Source organism: Paranoxybacillus vitaminiphilus (genome assembly GCF_003259935.1).
In the GTDB taxonomy this organism is placed as follows: Bacteria; Bacillota; Bacilli; order Bacillales; family Anoxybacillaceae; genus Paranoxybacillus; species Paranoxybacillus vitaminiphilus.
The window spans coordinates 11,950-28,802 of record NZ_QLMH01000026.1 but is presented as its reverse complement, the minus strand read 5'-3'; the positions used below and the strand labels follow the sequence as shown (position 1 = coordinate 28,802).

Annotated in this window: 17 protein-coding genes; 3 read left to right on the top strand and 14 right to left on the bottom strand. The window is 43.6% G+C overall.

What is annotated here, in order from left to right:
* Positions 1-935: FAD-dependent monooxygenase (locus B0I26_RS16795; protein ID WP_111646543.1), on the bottom strand; the 935-nt coding region annotated here is incomplete at its 3' end.
* Between the two features lie 154 nt (positions 936-1,089).
* Complete coding sequence (locus B0I26_RS16790; RefSeq protein ID WP_111646541.1) at positions 1,090-2,370, bottom strand: phenylacetate--CoA ligase family protein; 1,281 nt, start codon at positions 2,368-2,370, stop codon at positions 1,090-1,092.
* Positions 2,371-2,675: 305 nt separating this feature from the next.
* On the opposite strand from B0I26_RS16790, the gene B0I26_RS16785 reads away from it, so the two are divergent.
* Together B0I26_RS16785 and B0I26_RS16780 are read left to right on the top strand one after the other, a co-directional pair.
* Complete coding sequence (locus B0I26_RS16785; RefSeq protein ID WP_409991441.1) at positions 2,676-3,434, top strand: IclR family transcriptional regulator; 759 nt, start codon at positions 2,676-2,678, stop codon at positions 3,432-3,434.
* A 29-nt stretch (positions 3,435-3,463) separates the two neighbouring features.
* Positions 3,464-4,231, top strand: a complete 768-nt coding sequence (locus B0I26_RS16780) for an IclR family transcriptional regulator (protein WP_111646540.1) — start codon at positions 3,464-3,466, stop codon at positions 4,229-4,231.
* A 502-nt stretch (positions 4,232-4,733) separates the two neighbouring features.
* Here B0I26_RS16780 and B0I26_RS16775 read toward each other — a convergent pair.
* The 12 genes from B0I26_RS16775 to B0I26_RS16720 all read right to left on the bottom strand — a co-directional run bounded on the left by B0I26_RS16775 (position 4,734) and on the right by B0I26_RS16720 (position 15,802).
* Positions 4,734-5,441, bottom strand: a complete 708-nt coding sequence (locus tag B0I26_RS16775) for an ABC transporter ATP-binding protein (protein WP_111646539.1) — start codon at positions 5,439-5,441, stop codon at positions 4,734-4,736.
* Entirely contained in the window at positions 5,434-6,189 is a 756-nt protein-coding gene (locus B0I26_RS16770) for an ABC transporter ATP-binding protein (RefSeq protein WP_111646538.1), read from the bottom strand. Before B0I26_RS16770 ends, B0I26_RS16775 begins: the two co-directional genes overlap by 8 nt.
* Positions 6,186-7,175: a branched-chain amino acid ABC transporter permease gene (locus B0I26_RS16765; protein WP_111646537.1), complete on the bottom strand. Its 990-nt coding sequence runs from the start codon at positions 7,173-7,175 to the stop codon at positions 6,186-6,188. Before B0I26_RS16765 ends, B0I26_RS16770 begins: the two co-directional genes overlap by 4 nt.
* Before the next feature lies 1 nt (position 7,176).
* Positions 7,177-8,037 (bottom strand): branched-chain amino acid ABC transporter permease, encoded by an 861-nt coding sequence (locus tag B0I26_RS16760; RefSeq protein ID WP_111646536.1) that lies wholly within the window; start codon positions 8,035-8,037, stop codon positions 7,177-7,179.
* Between the two features lie 153 nt (positions 8,038-8,190).
* Positions 8,191-9,399, bottom strand: a complete 1,209-nt coding sequence (locus tag B0I26_RS16755; RefSeq protein ID WP_409991442.1) for an ABC transporter substrate-binding protein — start codon at positions 9,397-9,399, stop codon at positions 8,191-8,193.
* A 257-nt stretch (positions 9,400-9,656) separates the two neighbouring features.
* On the bottom strand, positions 9,657-10,511 hold the full coding sequence (locus B0I26_RS16750) for a DODA-type extradiol aromatic ring-opening family dioxygenase (protein ID WP_111646534.1): 855 nt from the start codon (positions 10,509-10,511) through the stop codon (positions 9,657-9,659).
* A gap of 22 nt (positions 10,512-10,533) precedes the next feature.
* Positions 10,534-10,728, bottom strand: a complete 195-nt coding sequence (locus B0I26_RS16745; protein WP_245934825.1) for a 4-oxalocrotonate tautomerase — start codon at positions 10,726-10,728, stop codon at positions 10,534-10,536.
* Positions 10,729-10,741: 13 nt separating this feature from the next.
* Positions 10,742-11,527 carry a 2-keto-4-pentenoate hydratase gene (locus B0I26_RS16740; RefSeq protein ID WP_111646532.1) on the bottom strand — a complete coding sequence of 262 codons (786 nt, stop codon included), beginning with the start codon at positions 11,525-11,527 and terminating at the stop codon, positions 10,742-10,744.
* A 2-nt stretch (positions 11,528-11,529) separates the two neighbouring features.
* Positions 11,530-12,558: a 4-hydroxy-2-oxovalerate aldolase gene (gene dmpG, locus B0I26_RS16735; protein WP_111646531.1), complete on the bottom strand. Its 1,029-nt coding sequence runs from the start codon at positions 12,556-12,558 to the stop codon at positions 11,530-11,532.
* Between the two features lie 11 nt (positions 12,559-12,569).
* On the bottom strand, positions 12,570-13,454 hold the full coding sequence (locus B0I26_RS16730) for an acetaldehyde dehydrogenase (acetylating) (RefSeq protein ID WP_111646530.1): 885 nt from the start codon (positions 13,452-13,454) through the stop codon (positions 12,570-12,572).
* A gap of 16 nt (positions 13,455-13,470) precedes the next feature.
* Positions 13,471-14,256, bottom strand: coding sequence for a 2-keto-4-pentenoate hydratase (locus B0I26_RS16725; protein WP_111646529.1), 786 nt, complete (start codon positions 14,254-14,256; stop codon positions 13,471-13,473).
* Between the two features lie 70 nt (positions 14,257-14,326).
* On the bottom strand, positions 14,327-15,802 hold the full coding sequence (locus tag B0I26_RS16720; RefSeq protein ID WP_111646528.1) for a 2-hydroxymuconic semialdehyde dehydrogenase: 1,476 nt from the start codon (positions 15,800-15,802) through the stop codon (positions 14,327-14,329).
* Positions 15,803-16,043: 241 nt separating this feature from the next.
* Between B0I26_RS16720 and B0I26_RS16715 the strand changes: the two genes are divergently transcribed.
* Complete coding sequence (locus B0I26_RS16715; protein ID WP_111646527.1) at positions 16,044-16,823, top strand: IclR family transcriptional regulator; 780 nt, start codon at positions 16,044-16,046, stop codon at positions 16,821-16,823.
* Positions 16,824-16,853 lie beyond the last annotated feature (30 nt).

Genomic DNA, 16,853 nt, shown 5'->3' with positions numbered 1-16,853 from the left:
ATCGCATCCGGAACCCCTGAATTCATTCCGCGAGCCCCAAACGGCGCAAAAAGATGCGCAGCTTCACCGGCAAGAAGAACGCGGCAATGAGCATCCGTAAATGATTTCGCCACCACTTGATAAAACCGGTATGTCGACACCCATGTAATACGATCCGCGTATTTCGCATCCATCACTTTTGGCAACCATTTTTTTACTCCCTCAACGCTACCGAACTCCTCTGGGTCGTCACCATCCAGTAATTGCAAGTCAATTCTCCATCCTCCTGCAAATGGCACATACAATACATTTCGGCCATCTACAGCCGGATGCTGATAATGGAACACTCGTTCAAGCGGCAGCGGATTTTCTTCATCTTCTTTTACATCCACCACAATGAAATAATCTTTGGTACGTGGACCTTCCATTTCAATTCCTACCGCTTGGCGAACGGTGGAGCGTGCACCATCGGCCGCAATGAGATAATTGGATGTCCACACATCGCCAGATTCAGTGAATACCGTTACTTGATTGTCGTCGACCTTCACATCCTTGACCGGTGTGTTCCAAACAAACTCGACTCCAGCCTTTAGGCATGCCTCATATAAAAACCTCTCTGCTTCGACTTGCGGTAAACTTGTAAATGGTGGTAGTTCATTCGGATTAGGTGCAGGATACCTTTTGACATATACTTCTTTTCCACGGAACAATGTGCGTTTGACAGGCCATACGACGCCATGGCGCGCCAAAGTAAAACCAAGACCAGGATAAATGTCTTCCAAGTGCTTCAACGTGGCATTGTGAAGATAAATCGCCCGGCTTCCCGGCCGAAGTCGTCCTTCCAGTTCCGCTTCTAAAATCGTCGCTGGAACCCCAAAACTTCGAAGTGCCAAAGCAGCCGTTAACCCGATTGGGCCAGCACCAATAACTAATACTGGTTGATGACGTTGTTGCATTTTGTTCAATGATATCCCCTCCTATAAAATTAAAATTCATTTATTTTCAATATTGATAAACAACAAATTGAAACCGCTTTCGATTTGATACTAAAAAATTTTCCTGCATTCACCTACAGCCTGTTATAAATATCCTGTTACAAATCCATGTATCCTAATCTTTAGAGATTCGTTCATCTATGACACGCTTTGACTTCATAGTAAAACGAGGTAACGACCCTAATTCTACCTGTTCAACATCAATTCTAAGACCAATTCGTTCTCTTAAACGCTCAGCCAATATATGTGCAATATCTGCTGAGGTTTCAATTTGAACTTTGACTTGATCCATTTCTTCCCGCGTATAATAAACAATTCGAAACTCCTTAATTTCTTCAAACTCTCTTATAATGGCTTCAATGGATGAAGGAAAAATATTGACCCCTCGTATAACTACCATGTCATCTACACGACCAATAATCCCTCCCGGCAGAAATTTATAAGGATTACCACAAGCACATGGTTCACTCGAGTTAATGACCATATCTCTCGTTCGATAACGAATCAACGGATACCCATAACGGCCGAAATTTGTTAGTACTAACTCTCCTCTTTCACCTTGTTTAACAGGCTTTAATGTCTCAGGATCAATAATTTCTACTAGAAATTGAGATTCATTGACATGGATACCTTTTTGCTCCGAACAGGAATATCCGTAGGCTCCCATTTCTGTCATCCCAACATGATCATAAACTGCTGCTCCCCACATTTTTTCAATTTTTTGTCTTGTTGATGGTACAGAACCCCCAGGCTCACCGGCAGTAATAATGATTCGAATCGACGTTCTTGGTAAATCGATTCCCATATCCTCAGCAATCTCAGCTAAATGTAAAGCATAGCTTGGTGTACAAAGAAGAACCGTTGCTTTATTTTCAATAATGCTGTACAATCTCTCTTTCGATGACTGACCTCCCCCTGGAATTACAAGCGCTCCTACCTTTTTCGCCCCTTCATAAGCAGCCCAAAATCCAATGAAAGGACCAAATGAAAAAGCTAGAAATAAGCGATCACTCTTCGTTACACCACTTGACTTTAACACCTCGAACCAGCAATCTTCCCACCACTTCCAACTGCTTGCTGTATCTAACACCTTCAACGGCCTCCCAGATGTTCCGGATGTCTGATGGTAGCGAATATAACTTGTTTCTGGATAAGAGTGATTTCTTCCGAATGGTGGATATTTTTGTTGGTCATCGGCTAACTCTTCCTTTGTCGTAAAAGGTAACTGTAAAAATTCCTCCATTGTTTTTATGGGTAAACGAGTATCTTTCAATTTCTCTTTATAAAACTCATTAAATTGCGATACGAACACCAATAGTTCATTTAATTTTTGAAGCTGATACTCACTCAACTCAACTTCTGTTTCATGTATTTGGTAACTCGTCCTAGCTGCCATCCTCTCTCCCCTTTCTAACTTTTTCATTTTTTCAATAATAAGAATATTACAAACTTTACGAATATTATGTTATATTATGATTGTGCCAAATAAAAGTCTGCCATTCTTCTATACGAAACAAATAAAAAATTAAGTAAGAAATTTCGTAATAACCAATCCCTCATTCCCGCAAAATTCCTTCAACATGTACACACAATTGAAATATTTATTTCCATTCAACCCACCTACAGCTTTATGGATAAACATAATCAATAAATTAAAAGCGTTTACATTCTTAATTTTTGCATGAAAGGAGAAATGACATAATGAAGAGTAAAGTAAGGTCACCATTTTCTTCATTAGAAAATGCGTTACGAATTTTAAACCTTTTTTCCATGGATGAAACAGAGTTGAGTTTACCAGAAATATCCAAAAGACTTGAAATAGGTAAAAGCACAGCCCACCGACTACTGCAAACATTAAAAAGCGAAGGATTCATTAAAAAAGACCCGAGAACAAACTTATATTCATTAGGAACTTCCATACTAGCTACAAACAAAATTATCCAGTCCCGATTTGCAATTTGTAACATTGCTTCTCCCTTTTTGCAGAAGCTTGTCGAAGAATCGGGAGAAAGTGCCCACATTGCTAAATTACAAGACGCAGATGTGATTTATCTCCATAAAATCGAATGTAATCACCCTGTCAGACTGCTTTCTTATATCGGAAAACGAAACCCAGCTTTTTGCACTAGTTCCGGTCAAGCAATTCTTGCCTTTCAGCCAAAAGAAGTCATTGACAAGGTAATCCAAAACGGATTGTCTCCTTATACCTCCAAGACGATTACTTCTCCGGATTTATTTCAAAACAAATTAAAACAAATTCAACAGCAAGGATACGCGTTAAGCATCGAGGAGTTACACGAAGGAGTCGCCTCCATTAGCGCACCGATCTGGAGCAGAAATAACCGTGTTCTATATTCCGTTTCGATTGCTGGCCCAATACAACGGATAAATAAGGACTCTATTCCTAAATTAATCAAACTTGTAATGAAAACTGGGGAAGCGATTTCTAAGAAACTATAGATAACAATGAGCCTTTTGGGGGAATAACAATGGGAAAAGATAATTATTTAATTACTTCTGTAAAAAATGGATTACGTATCCTCCGGCTGTTCTCCATAAGCGAACCTGAATTAGGTATTACAGAAATTTCAAATCGGATAGGTTTGAATAAAAGCACCGTTCATCGTTTAATTAAAACGTTGGAAAAAGAAGGATTTATTGAAAAAAATCAAAAAACGCGTAAATATCAGCTTGGACTTTCGCTTTTAAACTTAAGCGGGATTATTAGCATTCATACAGAAATCTACCAAGAGGCTCTTCCGATTTTAGAATCTCTCGTCAACCAACTAGGAGAAGCCGCACATATTGCTGTCTTAGAAGGAACGAACACTGTCTACCTGCATAAAGTACAATGCAAACATCCTGTCCGTCTACTTTCCCATGTTGGAAAAAACAATCCTTGTTCTTGTACAAGTTCGGGAAAAGTCATTCTTGCTTTTCAATCAGAAGAAGTAATAGAAAATGTTATCAGCCAGGGACTGCCGCATTGTGGACCAAATTCAATCACTGACCCAATGCAGTTTCGAAACAATTTAAGGGAAGTCCGACAAAAAGGGTATGCAATTTGCATTGACGAATTACACGAAGGAGTCATAAGCATCGCAGCTCCCATTCGTGATTACTCCGGCGAAGTCGTCGCAGCTGTGAGCGTTGTCGGACCAAAACAACGTATTCGCTCAAATGACATTCCTCGCTTTGTTGAACAGGTTTGCCAAGCAGGGCAAGAAATTTCGTCTTTGCTCGGGTATTGCGATTAAGCATTTCTCCCTTACTCATAAAAAATTAAAGGGTAACTACTCGCCTAATCGAGTTTTTTGGGAGCCCAACCTAAAGAGGGCTCCCTGATGTTAGTAGCGTGAGTAAAGTAAGATGGCATTCGTTGTCGCCGCCACGGAACATCCTAAACATCCCAGGTGAAGAGGTGACATCTGTATCGAAAACCAAGACATTGAGCATCGTCAAAGCAACTCAGCGGATGTAAACAGCCGTACCCGAAGTCATCAGAAACAACGTGCCTTACTACAACCTTCATTTGGGATGTCCATTCATGAAGCATTGTCGAGTCTTTGTAGTTGATGAAAAGAGGAATACCCTAGAGAGCCTGAGAGCACTAACTTGTTAAATTTAAAAAGTAATTCGTCATTCATCAGTTTACTTCTCGGGACAACGAACTAAAAATCCCGCAAAATCTCGATTCACTCAAAAAAATAATCGGCCTTGACAGCCGACAAGTTTATCAGTGAAAATGCATGCATTTTATTAAACACCTAAATACTTGTGTTGTATTTCTTCATTTTTCATCAACCCATCTGGCGTACCGTTCCATACAATCTTTCCCTTGTTCATAATCAATATCTCATCTGCTACCTTACAGGCAAGTGCGATGTTTTGCTCAACCATTAATATGGACAAACCCGTTTCTTTTAATTTAATGATGATATCACCAACTTGATCAATAATAACCGGAGCGAGGCCTTCGGATGGTTCATCCATCAGCAAAAACTCAGGATTCGTCATGAGCGCCCGGCCAATCGCTAACATTTGCTGCTGTCCGCCTGATAACTGTGTGCCTAAGTTTTTTTCCCGTTCTTTTAATACAGGAAATAGCTCATAAATTTTCTCCAGCCCCCAATTTATTCGTCCGTCATTTGCTTTTCTTTTTCGCGCAGACATCGTTAAATTCTCTTTTACGGTAAGTGACGAAAAAATCCTTCTTCCCTGCGGTACTAAGCCGATTCCAAGATGGGAAATTTGATGAGGAGATAGGGATTGCAGCTGTTTATCTTTAAAACGTATGCTACCCCGTTTGGATTTATGCAGACCGGCAATGGTATGAATCGTTGTTGTTTTTCCCGCTCCGTTCCGTCCCAAAAGCGCTACACATTTCCCCTCCGAAACTGAAAATGTAACCCCCTGAAGAATATAGCTTGTTCCATAATAGGAATGAACATCTTGAAGCTCAAGCATGTTGTTTCGCACCTCCTCCGAAGTAAATTTCCTTTACCATTTCATTGTTTCTGACTTCCTCTGGAGACCCGCTTAATATGACCTCCCCATGGTGAAGAACCGTAATCCGATCAGCAATGGCGAATACTACTTCCATATCATGCTCAATCACCACTAGCGCTATGGAGCGCGGAAGTTTTTGAATCATTTCTGAAGTTTGAGCTGTTTCCGCTGGGGACATTCCGGACGTCGGTTCATCTAATAAAAGAATCTTTGGGTTGCTGGCCATTGCCAACAGTACTTCCAACAATCTCTGTTCTCCATAGGAAAGATTTTTTACCTTAATATGGCGACGTGAAGAAATTTCCCATTGATCTAAAATTCTATTTGTTTCCTTTTTTATATCTGAACGACTCGCCAGCGGTGAAAAAATGTTATATCGATACGATTTCTTTGCTACTAACGCTAGATGAAGATTTTCCTCCACTGTTAAATCGCCAAATAGGTTATTTTTTTGAAATGTCCGCGACATTCCTAAATGTACGAGATGATGGGGGGAAAGTTTACTGATTTCTTTTCCGTCTAAATAAATAGACCCGGAATCAATGGGCAGGAGATTCGTTATACAATTAAAGAGCGTGGTTTTTCCTGCACCATTAGGACCAATAATAACATGACGTTCACCAGGCTTAACTTCTAATGAAACATTGTACAATACTTGGAGAGTTTTAAATGATTTGCTGATATTTTCAACTTTTAGTAAGCTCAATTGACTACCTCCTCTTTTTTCACTTGATTTTGAGGGGCACCTTCATCTGTTTGTTTACGTAAAAAAATTATATCTTTAAAATATCGCAGCCAATGAATAATTCCGCCTTTTCCAATAAGGACAAGGATAACCAAAATAGCACCCATTATCATCGGCCAGCGCTCCGTATAAGTACTGATAAAGTTTTGTAAACAGATAAAAACGCTTGCCCCGATAGCCGGCCCAAATAAAGTACCGACCCCGCCGATAATAACCATCACCATCACCTGACCGGAAAACGTCCAGCTTGACAAATCAGGTGAAACAAACACATTAAAGTACGAATAGAGAGATCCGGCAAATCCTGCTAAAGCTCCAGATAAAGTGTAGGCTAGCAATTTATAAACTCGGACATTATAGCCGAGTGCACTCATCCGCGCTTCATTTTCCATAATACCCTTCGTAATTTTTCCTGCCGGAGATTCTACAAACAGACGTAAAAGAATGTAAGCAATGATAAATGCAACGCCCATCACATAATAGAACGCATTTGGAGATAAAATCTCTCCAAAACCAAGATTCAAGATTGCGGAGACTGACATACCGTCTGCTCCACCTGTCCAAGGTTTCAGCTGCCAAAATAATACATACAATAATTGTCCGAATGCAAGTGTAATCATCAAAAAGTAAAATTTAGACGTACGTATAAATACTACGCCGGTAATTAAAGCCGTCAATCCAGAAATAACAACGGATATCAGAAGCAACAGATACGAATTCGACACATATTGACCTATGACCGCAACAGTATAAGCACCTATTCCAAAAAAACCAGCGTGTCCGAGCGATACCATTCCTGCATAGCCCATAATCAGTCCCAAACTCATTGCAAAAATGGACATTATATAAATTTCAGTAGCCAAATTAATTCCAAAATCAGATAATACAAGCGGCATAGCTAAAACTAAGAGAATAAGCAGAACGGTATAGATAAAAATCTTTTTCACACTATGCCACCTCTCTTCCAAACAAACCTTGCGGACGAATGATTAAAACAACCATCATGATCAGAAACACAATCAGCATCGATAAAGATGGGAACCATACCTTTCCAAATGTTTCAATTACACCGACTAAAATGGCACTGATGAAGGAACCCTTCCATGAGCCTAAACCGCCGATTACAACTACAATCAGGGAAGTTACAAGAATTTCATTATCCATTCCCGTATACATTCCGATCAGCGGTCCACCCAAAGCGCCGCTCAATCCTGCTAATGCCGCTCCAAATGCAAATACTCCAGTAAATACTAATCCTACATTTATACCAAGAGCACCAACCATTGCACGATCATCTACACCTGCACGAATGATAGCACCAATGCGTGTTTTGCTCTCCAAGTACCATAATAGTAAAGCTAATAAGCAACCAATAAAGACAACAAATAAGCGATAAAGCGGGAAAACCATTTCCCCGATTGACAAGGATGCATCAAGTAAAGCTGGTACCGGAAGTGTTTGCATTTCTGTTCCCCATATCCATTTAACGACATCCGCGATAATAAAGCTTAAGCCGAAAGTTAATAATACTTGTTCAAGCTCTTTTCCATATACATGTTTAATCAGCAGTTTTTCCAATATAATCCCCAGCACTGCCGTTAAAAGAACGGATATCAGCAAAGCTATCCAAAAATTAAGTTCATCACTAATAAAAGTAAACACGATATAAGCTCCCAGCATAAATAGTGTCCCATGGGCAAGATTAACAACATTCATAACTCCAAGAATAATGGTTAATCCTGCCGCTATCATGAAATACAACATTCCATAGGCTAGTCCCGTCAACAGCTGTGCCAAAAAGATTGACAATAGCTATCCCTCACCTTCTTGTTCATATACTTGAAATTTAATAGGAATCAATATTGGCTTTCCATTAACCTCTTACGAAATATGTCTCTATATAAGAAACAATGGAGGGGCGGGGACTCAGAGATCCCCTACCCTTATCTAACCCCAATTCAATTATTCAAATGGCGAAGTTTCCGGCATTGTTACGTTTTCAACAGTTTCAATTACTTCAGGTACAATTCCGCCATCTTTTAACTTGTTTTTAGCAATATAGAAATTTTGAATTGGGTTATTTGTTGCAGGATCAATCGTAATCGGGCCGCGCGGACTGTCAAAAGAAATGCCTTTGAGCACTTTTATTAAATCCTCTGAATTAGCACTTCCTGCTTCAGTAACGGCTTTATCAATAATTGCCGCAGAGTCGTATCCTTGAACAGAAAAAATATTCGGAAGTTTGCCGTATTTTTCTTCATATGCTTGCACAAACTGTTTATTTAGTTCATTATCCAGATATGGAGAGTAATTAATCCCCGTTATAATTCCTTCTGCAGCTTCACCGGCAGGCTGAGTAATTAACTCATCACCAAACTCTAAAGTACCCGCTAAAGGAATTTGTCCTTTCAAGCCAAACTCTTTGTATTGTGTAACAAAGCGGATCCCGTCACTGCCTGTAAAGAATGCATAGATCAGATCAGGGTTCTCGGCAGACGCCTGTTGAAGATACGGTGCAAAATCATTTGTGTTTAATTTTGGATAAAGTTCCTTAACTACCTTTCCGCCTGCCGCTTCAAAAGCATCTTTAAATGCTCTTAAAACTTCCTTTCCGGCAGGATAATCAGGTGCAAGTACAACTGCTGTCTTGCCGACATTATTTGCTAAATATTTAGCGGCACTGCTGCCGTTTTGCCAATTGGAAAAAGAAATTCGATACACATAATCGCTCTTTTTGCTCCATGACAGATCATCGCCGGCTGCATTTGCATCGATTAACACAATTTTATCTTTCTCAACTTCATCACGTAACGCATAGACTACAGATGAAGAAATTGGTCCGACAAGAATATCTACCTTTTCACTATGAATTAATTGACGATATTTACGTAAAGCAACTTGAGGATTTGCTTCATCATCTTCAACTTTTATTTCAACCTTTTTCCCACCTAACATGCCGTCATGTTTTTCCAAGTAAAGTTTAAATCCATTGATAATACCTTCTGACAATGGTGCAAATGTGCCTGTTTGTGAGAGGATGAAACCGATTTTAAGCGTACCTGAAGAAGATTTGCTTTCATTTGAACCGTCTTTGACTGACGTCCCGCTACTTTGTGAGCATCCTGTAATCACGAGCATTACTGCGATCATAATCAGGGTGGCTATTTTCATTTTTAAAAATCTCTTCTTTTTTGCCATCTCAATATTCCCCCTTTTGCCTATTAAATAATAACTATTTTTAATTAAAGCGTTTTCATTTTTCTTTAATCATAATTACTTCTATAACTAATCAAGTTATCTAATTTCCTGATTTTAGTAAGAATTAAACTTTTATTATCTTTCAGCGTGTTATTTGTCAATCTTTACGTTCTTTCATATTAAAATTGAAGATTATCCCTTTTTCCAAGGTGTTTGATTCTAGAAGTCCATCATAAACGATTGACCGTCTGTTGCGAAATATATACTGTTTTGTATTGGGCTGGATGTGGCTCAAACGTCATGACCACATTGCCGCTGCCGGATGATTGGCCATATCCGTAATAACTACTTTTATAGTTTTCTTGAATGACCCCAAGCAGTGCAGCGAGATGGCGCCCTCCTGATTCGACGCCGGAGATGCGCGCGTATTGTGGAAGCATATTCCATGCTGCCGATACATCTCCGTTTTTTAAATATTGCAAAAATTCTCGATCCAATGCTTGCTCGGATAAAGTCGGAAGAGCTTCCGGACGACGGACAAGGTTGTGCGAAAGCGCCCCGCTGCTAATAAACATCGTCTTTTTCTCGCTTTCGCGCAACACTTTGCCGATGAGCTGCCCCCATGTGTATGTTTCCTGCAAGTTGGCTGCCCATGTAACCGACAGGCTGATAACGGCGATATCTTCATTCGGCACTAAATAGCGGAGCGGAACGACGGTCCCGTAGTCCCAAATATATGTCGGGTCATTGACTTCAACGACCCGAAGACCCGCGTCCCTACCCGCTTGGACGAGCTGTTTTCCGAGCTCTTCATCCCCCGGATAATCGTACGGTACATCAGCGATAAGGTCAGGACATTCAAGTGCTGTCAACACTCCTTTATGTCTTGGAGTGGCGTCAACAAAATGATCAAAACTTGACATCCAATGGCATGAAATAAGCACAAGCGTATGCGGCTTGACCTGCTCAATCACTTTGGCGACTTCATGCATCCCTTTGACTAATTCACGTTGGAAATCAGGGGCGCGATCTTCAAAGCACATTCTTGGCGTATGAGGGACAAGCATTGCTAACTCGAGGCTCATCGTTTTTCCTTCCTCCCTTAGTTTATTTTGATTGTTTATCTGACACTGGGATCCCCGCGATACCCCAGTGAGATTTCGGAATTTCCGACACGATGACCCGCACGTTTTCCTTCGGGGAGTCAAGCACTGCGCTGATCGTTTCCGTCACTTGTCGAATTATTTCCTTAATCTTTTCTTCCGGTCTTCCTTCTAGCAGTTGAATATGGACAATCGGCATAATTTTCATCCTTTCATTCTGTTGCTCGAAATGAAACCGTTCCCAATTGATCGAACAGAGCAAATACTACGTCCCCCGAGGCAAAACGAATCGCTTCTGTCATCGCTCCAGCCAGAATGACATCCCCTGCCTTCAGTGACCCGCCTTTTCTCGCTAACATATTCGCCAGCATGGCAATGGCGTTGGCAGGATGCCCTAGCACGGCCGCGCCAGCTCCGAACGCTTTGGCCTCGCCGTTGATGGACAAACTGGCCCCAAGCACATCAAGTTCGAGGGATCTAGGGGGGGTAAGGCGGCTCCCGAACACGACCCGGGACGAGGAAGCATTATCGGCAATCACATCCGGCAGCGTAAAATGGAAGTTCGCATAGCGGCTGTCGATGATTTCTAAAGCAGGGACGATATACTCCGTCGCTGCTAAAATATGCGCCCCGGTTATGCCAGGTCCTTTAACGTCTTGTTTCAAAATAAAGGCGATCTCCGCTTCCACTTTCGGATGAATCAGTTCGCTCATCGCCACAGCCCCCCCGTTCGGGACGACCATATAGTCAAACACATATCCGTAAATCGGCTCGTTCACCCCCATTTGCGCCATTTTCGCCGCGCTTGTCAATCCCATTTTCGGGCCGATGATGCGATAGCCATCCTTTCTTTTCATGTCCACTAATCTCTCTTGAATCGCGTAAGCGTCCTCGACGGTCATTTCCGGATATTGCGCTGTAAGGCGCACAAGCTCCCGCTTCTCCTGTTCCGCCCGCCGCAGCTCATTCGCCAGCATGTCGTAATCAATGGCGGCCATCTTTACTTCCCCTCCCCTGCGGTGACCATTTTTTTGTTCGCCATTTCAGCGGCGACATCGACAATCATATCTTCTTGCCCGCCGACGACTTTTCGCCGGCCGAGCTCGATTAAAATATCGCGAGCATCAAGACCAAATGCTTGAGCCGCACGACGGGCATGAAGAAGGAAGCTTGAATATACACCGGCATACCCTAGCGTCAAGCTGTCTCGCGTAATTTCTTGCGCCCTTGGCAGTATCGGCGCGACGAGCTGCTCGGCAAGGTCCATCATTTTATATAAATCGATGCCGGTTTGGATGCCCAGCCGATCCAATACGGCGACGAGCACTTCAGTTTGCGTATTGCCGGCACCAGCCCCTAAACAGCGGACACTGCCGTCAATGCGCGTTGCTCCCTCTTCAATCGCTGCCAACGTGTTGGCCATCGCAAGCGATAAATTGTTATGGGCATGAAACCCGACTTCAATGCCGACGCTTTCCCTTAACGCTCGAATGCGCTCCTTAACTTCATGCGGCAGCAGGGCGCCGGCGGAATCGACGACATAGACGACATCCGCCCCGTAGCTTTCCATTAATTTTGCTTGGCTGACGAGCATATCGACCGGCGCCATATGCGCCATCATTAAAAATCCGACCGTTTCCATTCCGAGTTGCTTAGCAGCCGCGATATGCTGAGCAGAAATATCGGCTTCTGTCACATGGGTGGCGATGCGCGCCATTTTCGCCCCTAGCTGGGCTGCTTGTTTCAATTCCTTCACCGTTCCGATCCCCGGAAGAAGCAGCACCGCAATTTTTGCCTGCCGGCAGACCGACACAGCCGTTTCAATTAGTTCAAATTCATCCGTCCGCGACAATCCGTATTGCAATGAAGACCCGCCTAAACCATCTCCATGCGATACTTCAATATAAGGGACATTGGCCTCATCCAACGTTTTAGCGATCGCCGCCACTTGTTCGGCTGTATATTGATGGGCGATGGCGTGGCTCCCGTCACGCAGCGCCACCTCCGTAATGATGATTCGTTGTTTCATCGTTTTCCCTCCTACGCTAACTGTTTCGACAACCGATGTTTAGCGACTTCCTCCGCCACTTTCACCGCAGCCGCCGTCATAATATCAAGGTTTCCAGCGTATTTTGGCAAATAATCGCCAGCTCCTTCGACTTCGATCATCACCGTCACTTTATTTCCTTCAATGATAGGGTTTGTGCGCAATCGGTAACCAGGAACATACGTCTGGATTGTTTCCACCATCGTTTCGATCGAGGCGCAAATCTCTTGCTTCGGCACGTGTTCCCCTTCAACAAGGGCATAAACCGTATTTCTCATCAAAATCGGTGGTTCAGCCGGGTTTAGAATAATGATCGCTTTTCCGCGCTTCGCTCCGCCGATTTTTTCGAGCCCCCGGGCGGTCGTTTCTGTAAACTCGTCAATGTTCGCCCTTGTCCCCGGCCCCGCGCTTTTGCTCGAAATCGTCGCAACAATTTCGGCGTAGGCGACTGGGCTGACGCGATGAATCGCGTGGACGATCGGAATCGTTGCCTGCCCCCCGCACGTAATGAAATTAATGTTCATCTCTTCCAAATGTTCGGTCAAATTGACCGGCGGAACGATAAACGGACCCACCGCCGCCGGCGTCAAATCCAACACGACTTTTCCCGCCTGCCTTAGCAGCTTTGCATGGCGAATGTGGGCTTTCGCTGATGTGGCATCAAAGACGATATCCGCCCATTCTGGATGCTCTAAAAACCCTTGAATGCCGTTGTCAATGACGCGATACCCTTTTTCCCGCGCCATGCGCAATCCTTCCGATTGCGGATCAATGCCGATGACGGTCGTCAACTGCAAAACGTCAGAACGTTCCAACTTCAACATCAAGTCCGTTCCGATATTTCCCGAGCCAAGAATCGCTACTTTGACTTTATCCACGGTTTCCCCTCCTTATTTATAGCGCAAACTGGACGCGCACCTCTCCTAAATGGGCGAAACGAGCGCTGAAGAAATCGCCGGGTTCCGCACTGACCGCAGCCGACAAAGCACCAGAAAGAACGACCTCGCCTGCTCTCAGTTCCTTTCCGTATTCATACAGCTTGTTCGCCAACCAAGCGACACAAAACGCCGGATGTCCAAGCGCTGCAGCGCCAACGCCAGTATTGACCACCTCGCCATTTCGATACAGCGCCATACCAATTTGCGCTACATCAACGGAATGAACCGGAATCGGCTTTCCCCCTAAAACGTAAAGACCTGACGAAGCATTATCGGCAACCGTATCCTCTAGGCGAATCTTCCAATCGACAATGCGGCTGTCGACAATTTCCAATGCCGGCACAATATAATCGGTCGCTTGTAGCACATCTAATACCGTAATGCGTGATCCAACTAAGTCTCGTTTTAAAACAAATGCGATTTCCGCCTCAACTTTTGGCTGCATGACCCGTTCCCACGGAACCGTTCCCCCGTTTTCAATCATCATGCTGTCAAGTAAATGGCCGTAATCAGGCTGGTCGACGCCTAACAACTGTTGCATCGCAGCAGAGGTCAAACCAATTTTCTTCCCGACGACCTGGTGTCCTTCCTTCATTTTTTGTTCGATCGTCCGCAATTGAATTTGGTAAGCATCATTAACAGTCATCGTTGGCTCCAACTCTGTAAGGGGAGAGAGCGGCTGTCTCTCCCGTTCGGATTTTAACAGCAACTTGGAATAATATTCCCACTTCTCTGTTTGCAACGTCGTCACCTCACTTGATCCTATCCCTAAAAATGGCCGTTTCTAAATGGAATGAATGCGTGTAAATCGCTTAAAGCTTGATGCAAATGTTGGTCAGTTCACTATAAAACTCAAAACTATGCATGCCCCCTTCACGCCCAATACCGCTTTGCTTCATCCCGCCAAACGGCGTACGCAAATCACGCAAAAACCATGTATTGACCCAGACGATTCCTGCTTCAATCCGCGCTGCGACTCGATGCGCCCGACGCAAATCATTCGTCCAAACCGTCGCACTCAAGCCGTAATGAGTGTCGTTCGCTTGAGCAATTACTTCCTCTTCCTCATCAAACGGCATTACCGTTACTACAGGCCCGAACACTTCTTCACGAACAATGCGGCAATTGCGGTTGACTCCGACAATAATTGTCGGTTCAAGATAATAGCCCTGGTTCAATCCGTCCGGTCGTTTTCCACCCGTTAAAATTTGCCCGCCTTCTTCTTTGGCTGATTCGATGTAGCTCATCACCCGCTCATAGTGCTCTTCACTAATGAGCGCACCGACATTCGTTTTCGGATCAAACGGATCGCCGACAACAAGCTCTTTCGTTTTCGCCACAAATTTTTGCAAAAACTGTTCATAAATCGGCCGCTCGACATAAATTCTTGAGCCGCAAAGACAAACTTCCCCTTGGTTCATAAAGCTCGATTTTAACGTTGTTTCAATCGCTTCATCCAAATTGGCATCGGCGAAAATAATGTTCGGATTTTTACCACCTAATTCATAAGACAATTTTTTTAGCGATTTTGCCGCTGCAGCCATAATCACTTTCCCGGTCGTCGTTTCTCCAGTAAAGGTAATGGCGTCAACGTCCGGATGTTCCGTCAGCGCCGATCCTGCCGAATCCGGCCCAAATCCATGAACAACGTTGACGACGCCATCCGGTACCCCCGCTTCCTTGCAAATTTCCGCTAATACCGTTGCCGTCAGCGGTGTCAATTCCGCCGGCTTAATGACAGCCGTATTCCCCGCTGCTAAACACGGAGCTAGTTTCCAAGTCAACAGCAGCAACGGCAAATTCCACGGGTTAATCAATCCTATCACCCCAACCGGGCGGCGGACGGAATAGTTGATGGCTACTTCATCCATTTGATACGCTTCCGTACCAACAGAACGCAAGTAGTCGGCAAAGAAATGAAAATTATAGGCCGCTCTCGGAATATCCAATGCGCTAGAGAGCGAGTACGGCTTCCCTGTATCCAACGATTCGAGCCGCGCCAATTCGTCCTTGCGTTCTAAAATGAGATCACCGATGCGACGCAAGACAGCGATCCGCTGATCGGTCGACATCCGTTTCCATGGCCCGTTAAGCGCCCTTCTTGCCGCGGCTACCGCTAAATCAATTTCCTCTTTTCCTCCTTCACATACAATGCCGATCACTTCCTCGGTGGCAGGATTAATATTTTTAAAGGTTTTGCCGCTTTTTGAAGGCAAAAACTGTCCATTGATAAAGTGTCGGCAATCGAACGCTTTCACTTTTCCATCTGCAACTACTTCCGCTTTCATTTGCTGTTCCTCCTTTGGCGAGACTGTTTCGCCGAAAAATTAAGAATTTTTTACATTAATCATAGCTAGCAATTGTTCCTTATACAACATCAATGTTCCTATATGTGAAACAATCAAAAATTTTTTTATTTTTTATTTAATTATTTTCAGCCTAAATCTTCCTTTGATATGATATGTTATTATATAAGAAATAATGTTCCTTTATATGAAACTAATAAAAAAAGAAAAGGAGAAGAGAACTATGCCACACGCCAACGAAAACCATTTGCTTTCATCAGTGAAAAATGCGTTGCGCATTTTACGCAGTTTTTCACTAGACGAACCAGAAAAAACAGTGACCGAATTAGCTTCTTCCCTCAACTTATCGAAAAGCACGGTAAGTCGCCTTCTTCATACGTTAGCGAGCGAAGGATTTGTTACGAAAGATCCAGAGACACAAAAATATCGCCTTGGTTTAACGATTTTGCAGCTGAATACCGTGTTAACATCCCACTTGGAAGTCAACCGTGAAGCGCAACCGATATTGCAGCGGCTTGTTGGCGATCTGCAGGAAACAGCGCACATCGCTGTGCTCGACGGTCCAAGCGTCGTCTATATTCACCGTGTCGAAAGCCAACAGCCTGTTCAAGCGCTCTCCCATATTGGAAGAAGAAATCCGCTGCACTGTACGAGTTCGGGCAAAATTTTGCTCTCATACCAAGAGGAAAAAACAATTGAAGCGTATATCGAACAAGGATTAGAGCGATTTACTTTGAACACGATTACCGATCCGCAAGTTCTTCGTGAGACATTGCAAACCATTCGCCGTCAAGGGTACGCCATTAGTATTGAAGAGCTTCGTGAAGGGGTCGCCTCAGTCGCGGCACCGATTCGGGATTATACAGGAAATGTCGTGTACGCCATTAGCATTATCGGACCGGTTCATCGCTTGCACCCGTATGATCCTTCTATCATCACTAAAGTGAAGCGTGCAGCGAACGAGATTTCTGAAAAACTAGGTTACTGGCCGCGGTCGTCATAAGCTTCAAGCATGGCGATCCATCTCATTATT

Coding starts and splice junctions, on each gene's coding strand:
- B0I26_RS16790 (WP_111646541.1), bottom strand. CDS start 2,370: ATGGCAGCTAGGACGAGTTACCAAATACATGAAACAGAAGTTGAGTTG.
- B0I26_RS16785 (WP_409991441.1), top strand. CDS start 2,676: ATGAAGAGTAAAGTAAGGTCACCATTTTCTTCATTAGAAAATGCGTTA.
- B0I26_RS16780 (WP_111646540.1), top strand. CDS start 3,464: ATGGGAAAAGATAATTATTTAATTACTTCTGTAAAAAATGGATTACGT.
- B0I26_RS16775 (WP_111646539.1), bottom strand. CDS start 5,441: ATGCTTGAGCTTCAAGATGTTCATTCCTATTATGGAACAAGCTATATT.
- B0I26_RS16755 (WP_409991442.1), bottom strand. CDS start 9,399: ATGAAAATAGCCACCCTGATTATGATCGCAGTAATGCTCGTGATTACA.
- B0I26_RS16750 (WP_111646534.1), bottom strand. CDS start 10,511: ATGAGCCTCGAGTTAGCAATGCTTGTCCCTCATACGCCAAGAATGTGC.
- B0I26_RS16745 (WP_245934825.1), bottom strand. CDS start 10,728: ATGCCGATTGTCCATATTCAACTGCTAGAAGGAAGACCGGAAGAAAAG.
- B0I26_RS16740 (WP_111646532.1), bottom strand. CDS start 11,527: ATGGCCGCCATTGATTACGACATGCTGGCGAATGAGCTGCGGCGGGCG.
- dmpG (WP_111646531.1), bottom strand. CDS start 12,558: ATGAAACAACGAATCATCATTACGGAGGTGGCGCTGCGTGACGGGAGC.
- B0I26_RS16720 (WP_111646528.1), bottom strand. CDS start 15,802: ATGAAAGCGGAAGTAGTTGCAGATGGAAAAGTGAAAGCGTTCGATTGC.
- B0I26_RS16715 (WP_111646527.1), top strand. CDS start 16,044: ATGCCACACGCCAACGAAAACCATTTGCTTTCATCAGTGAAAAATGCG.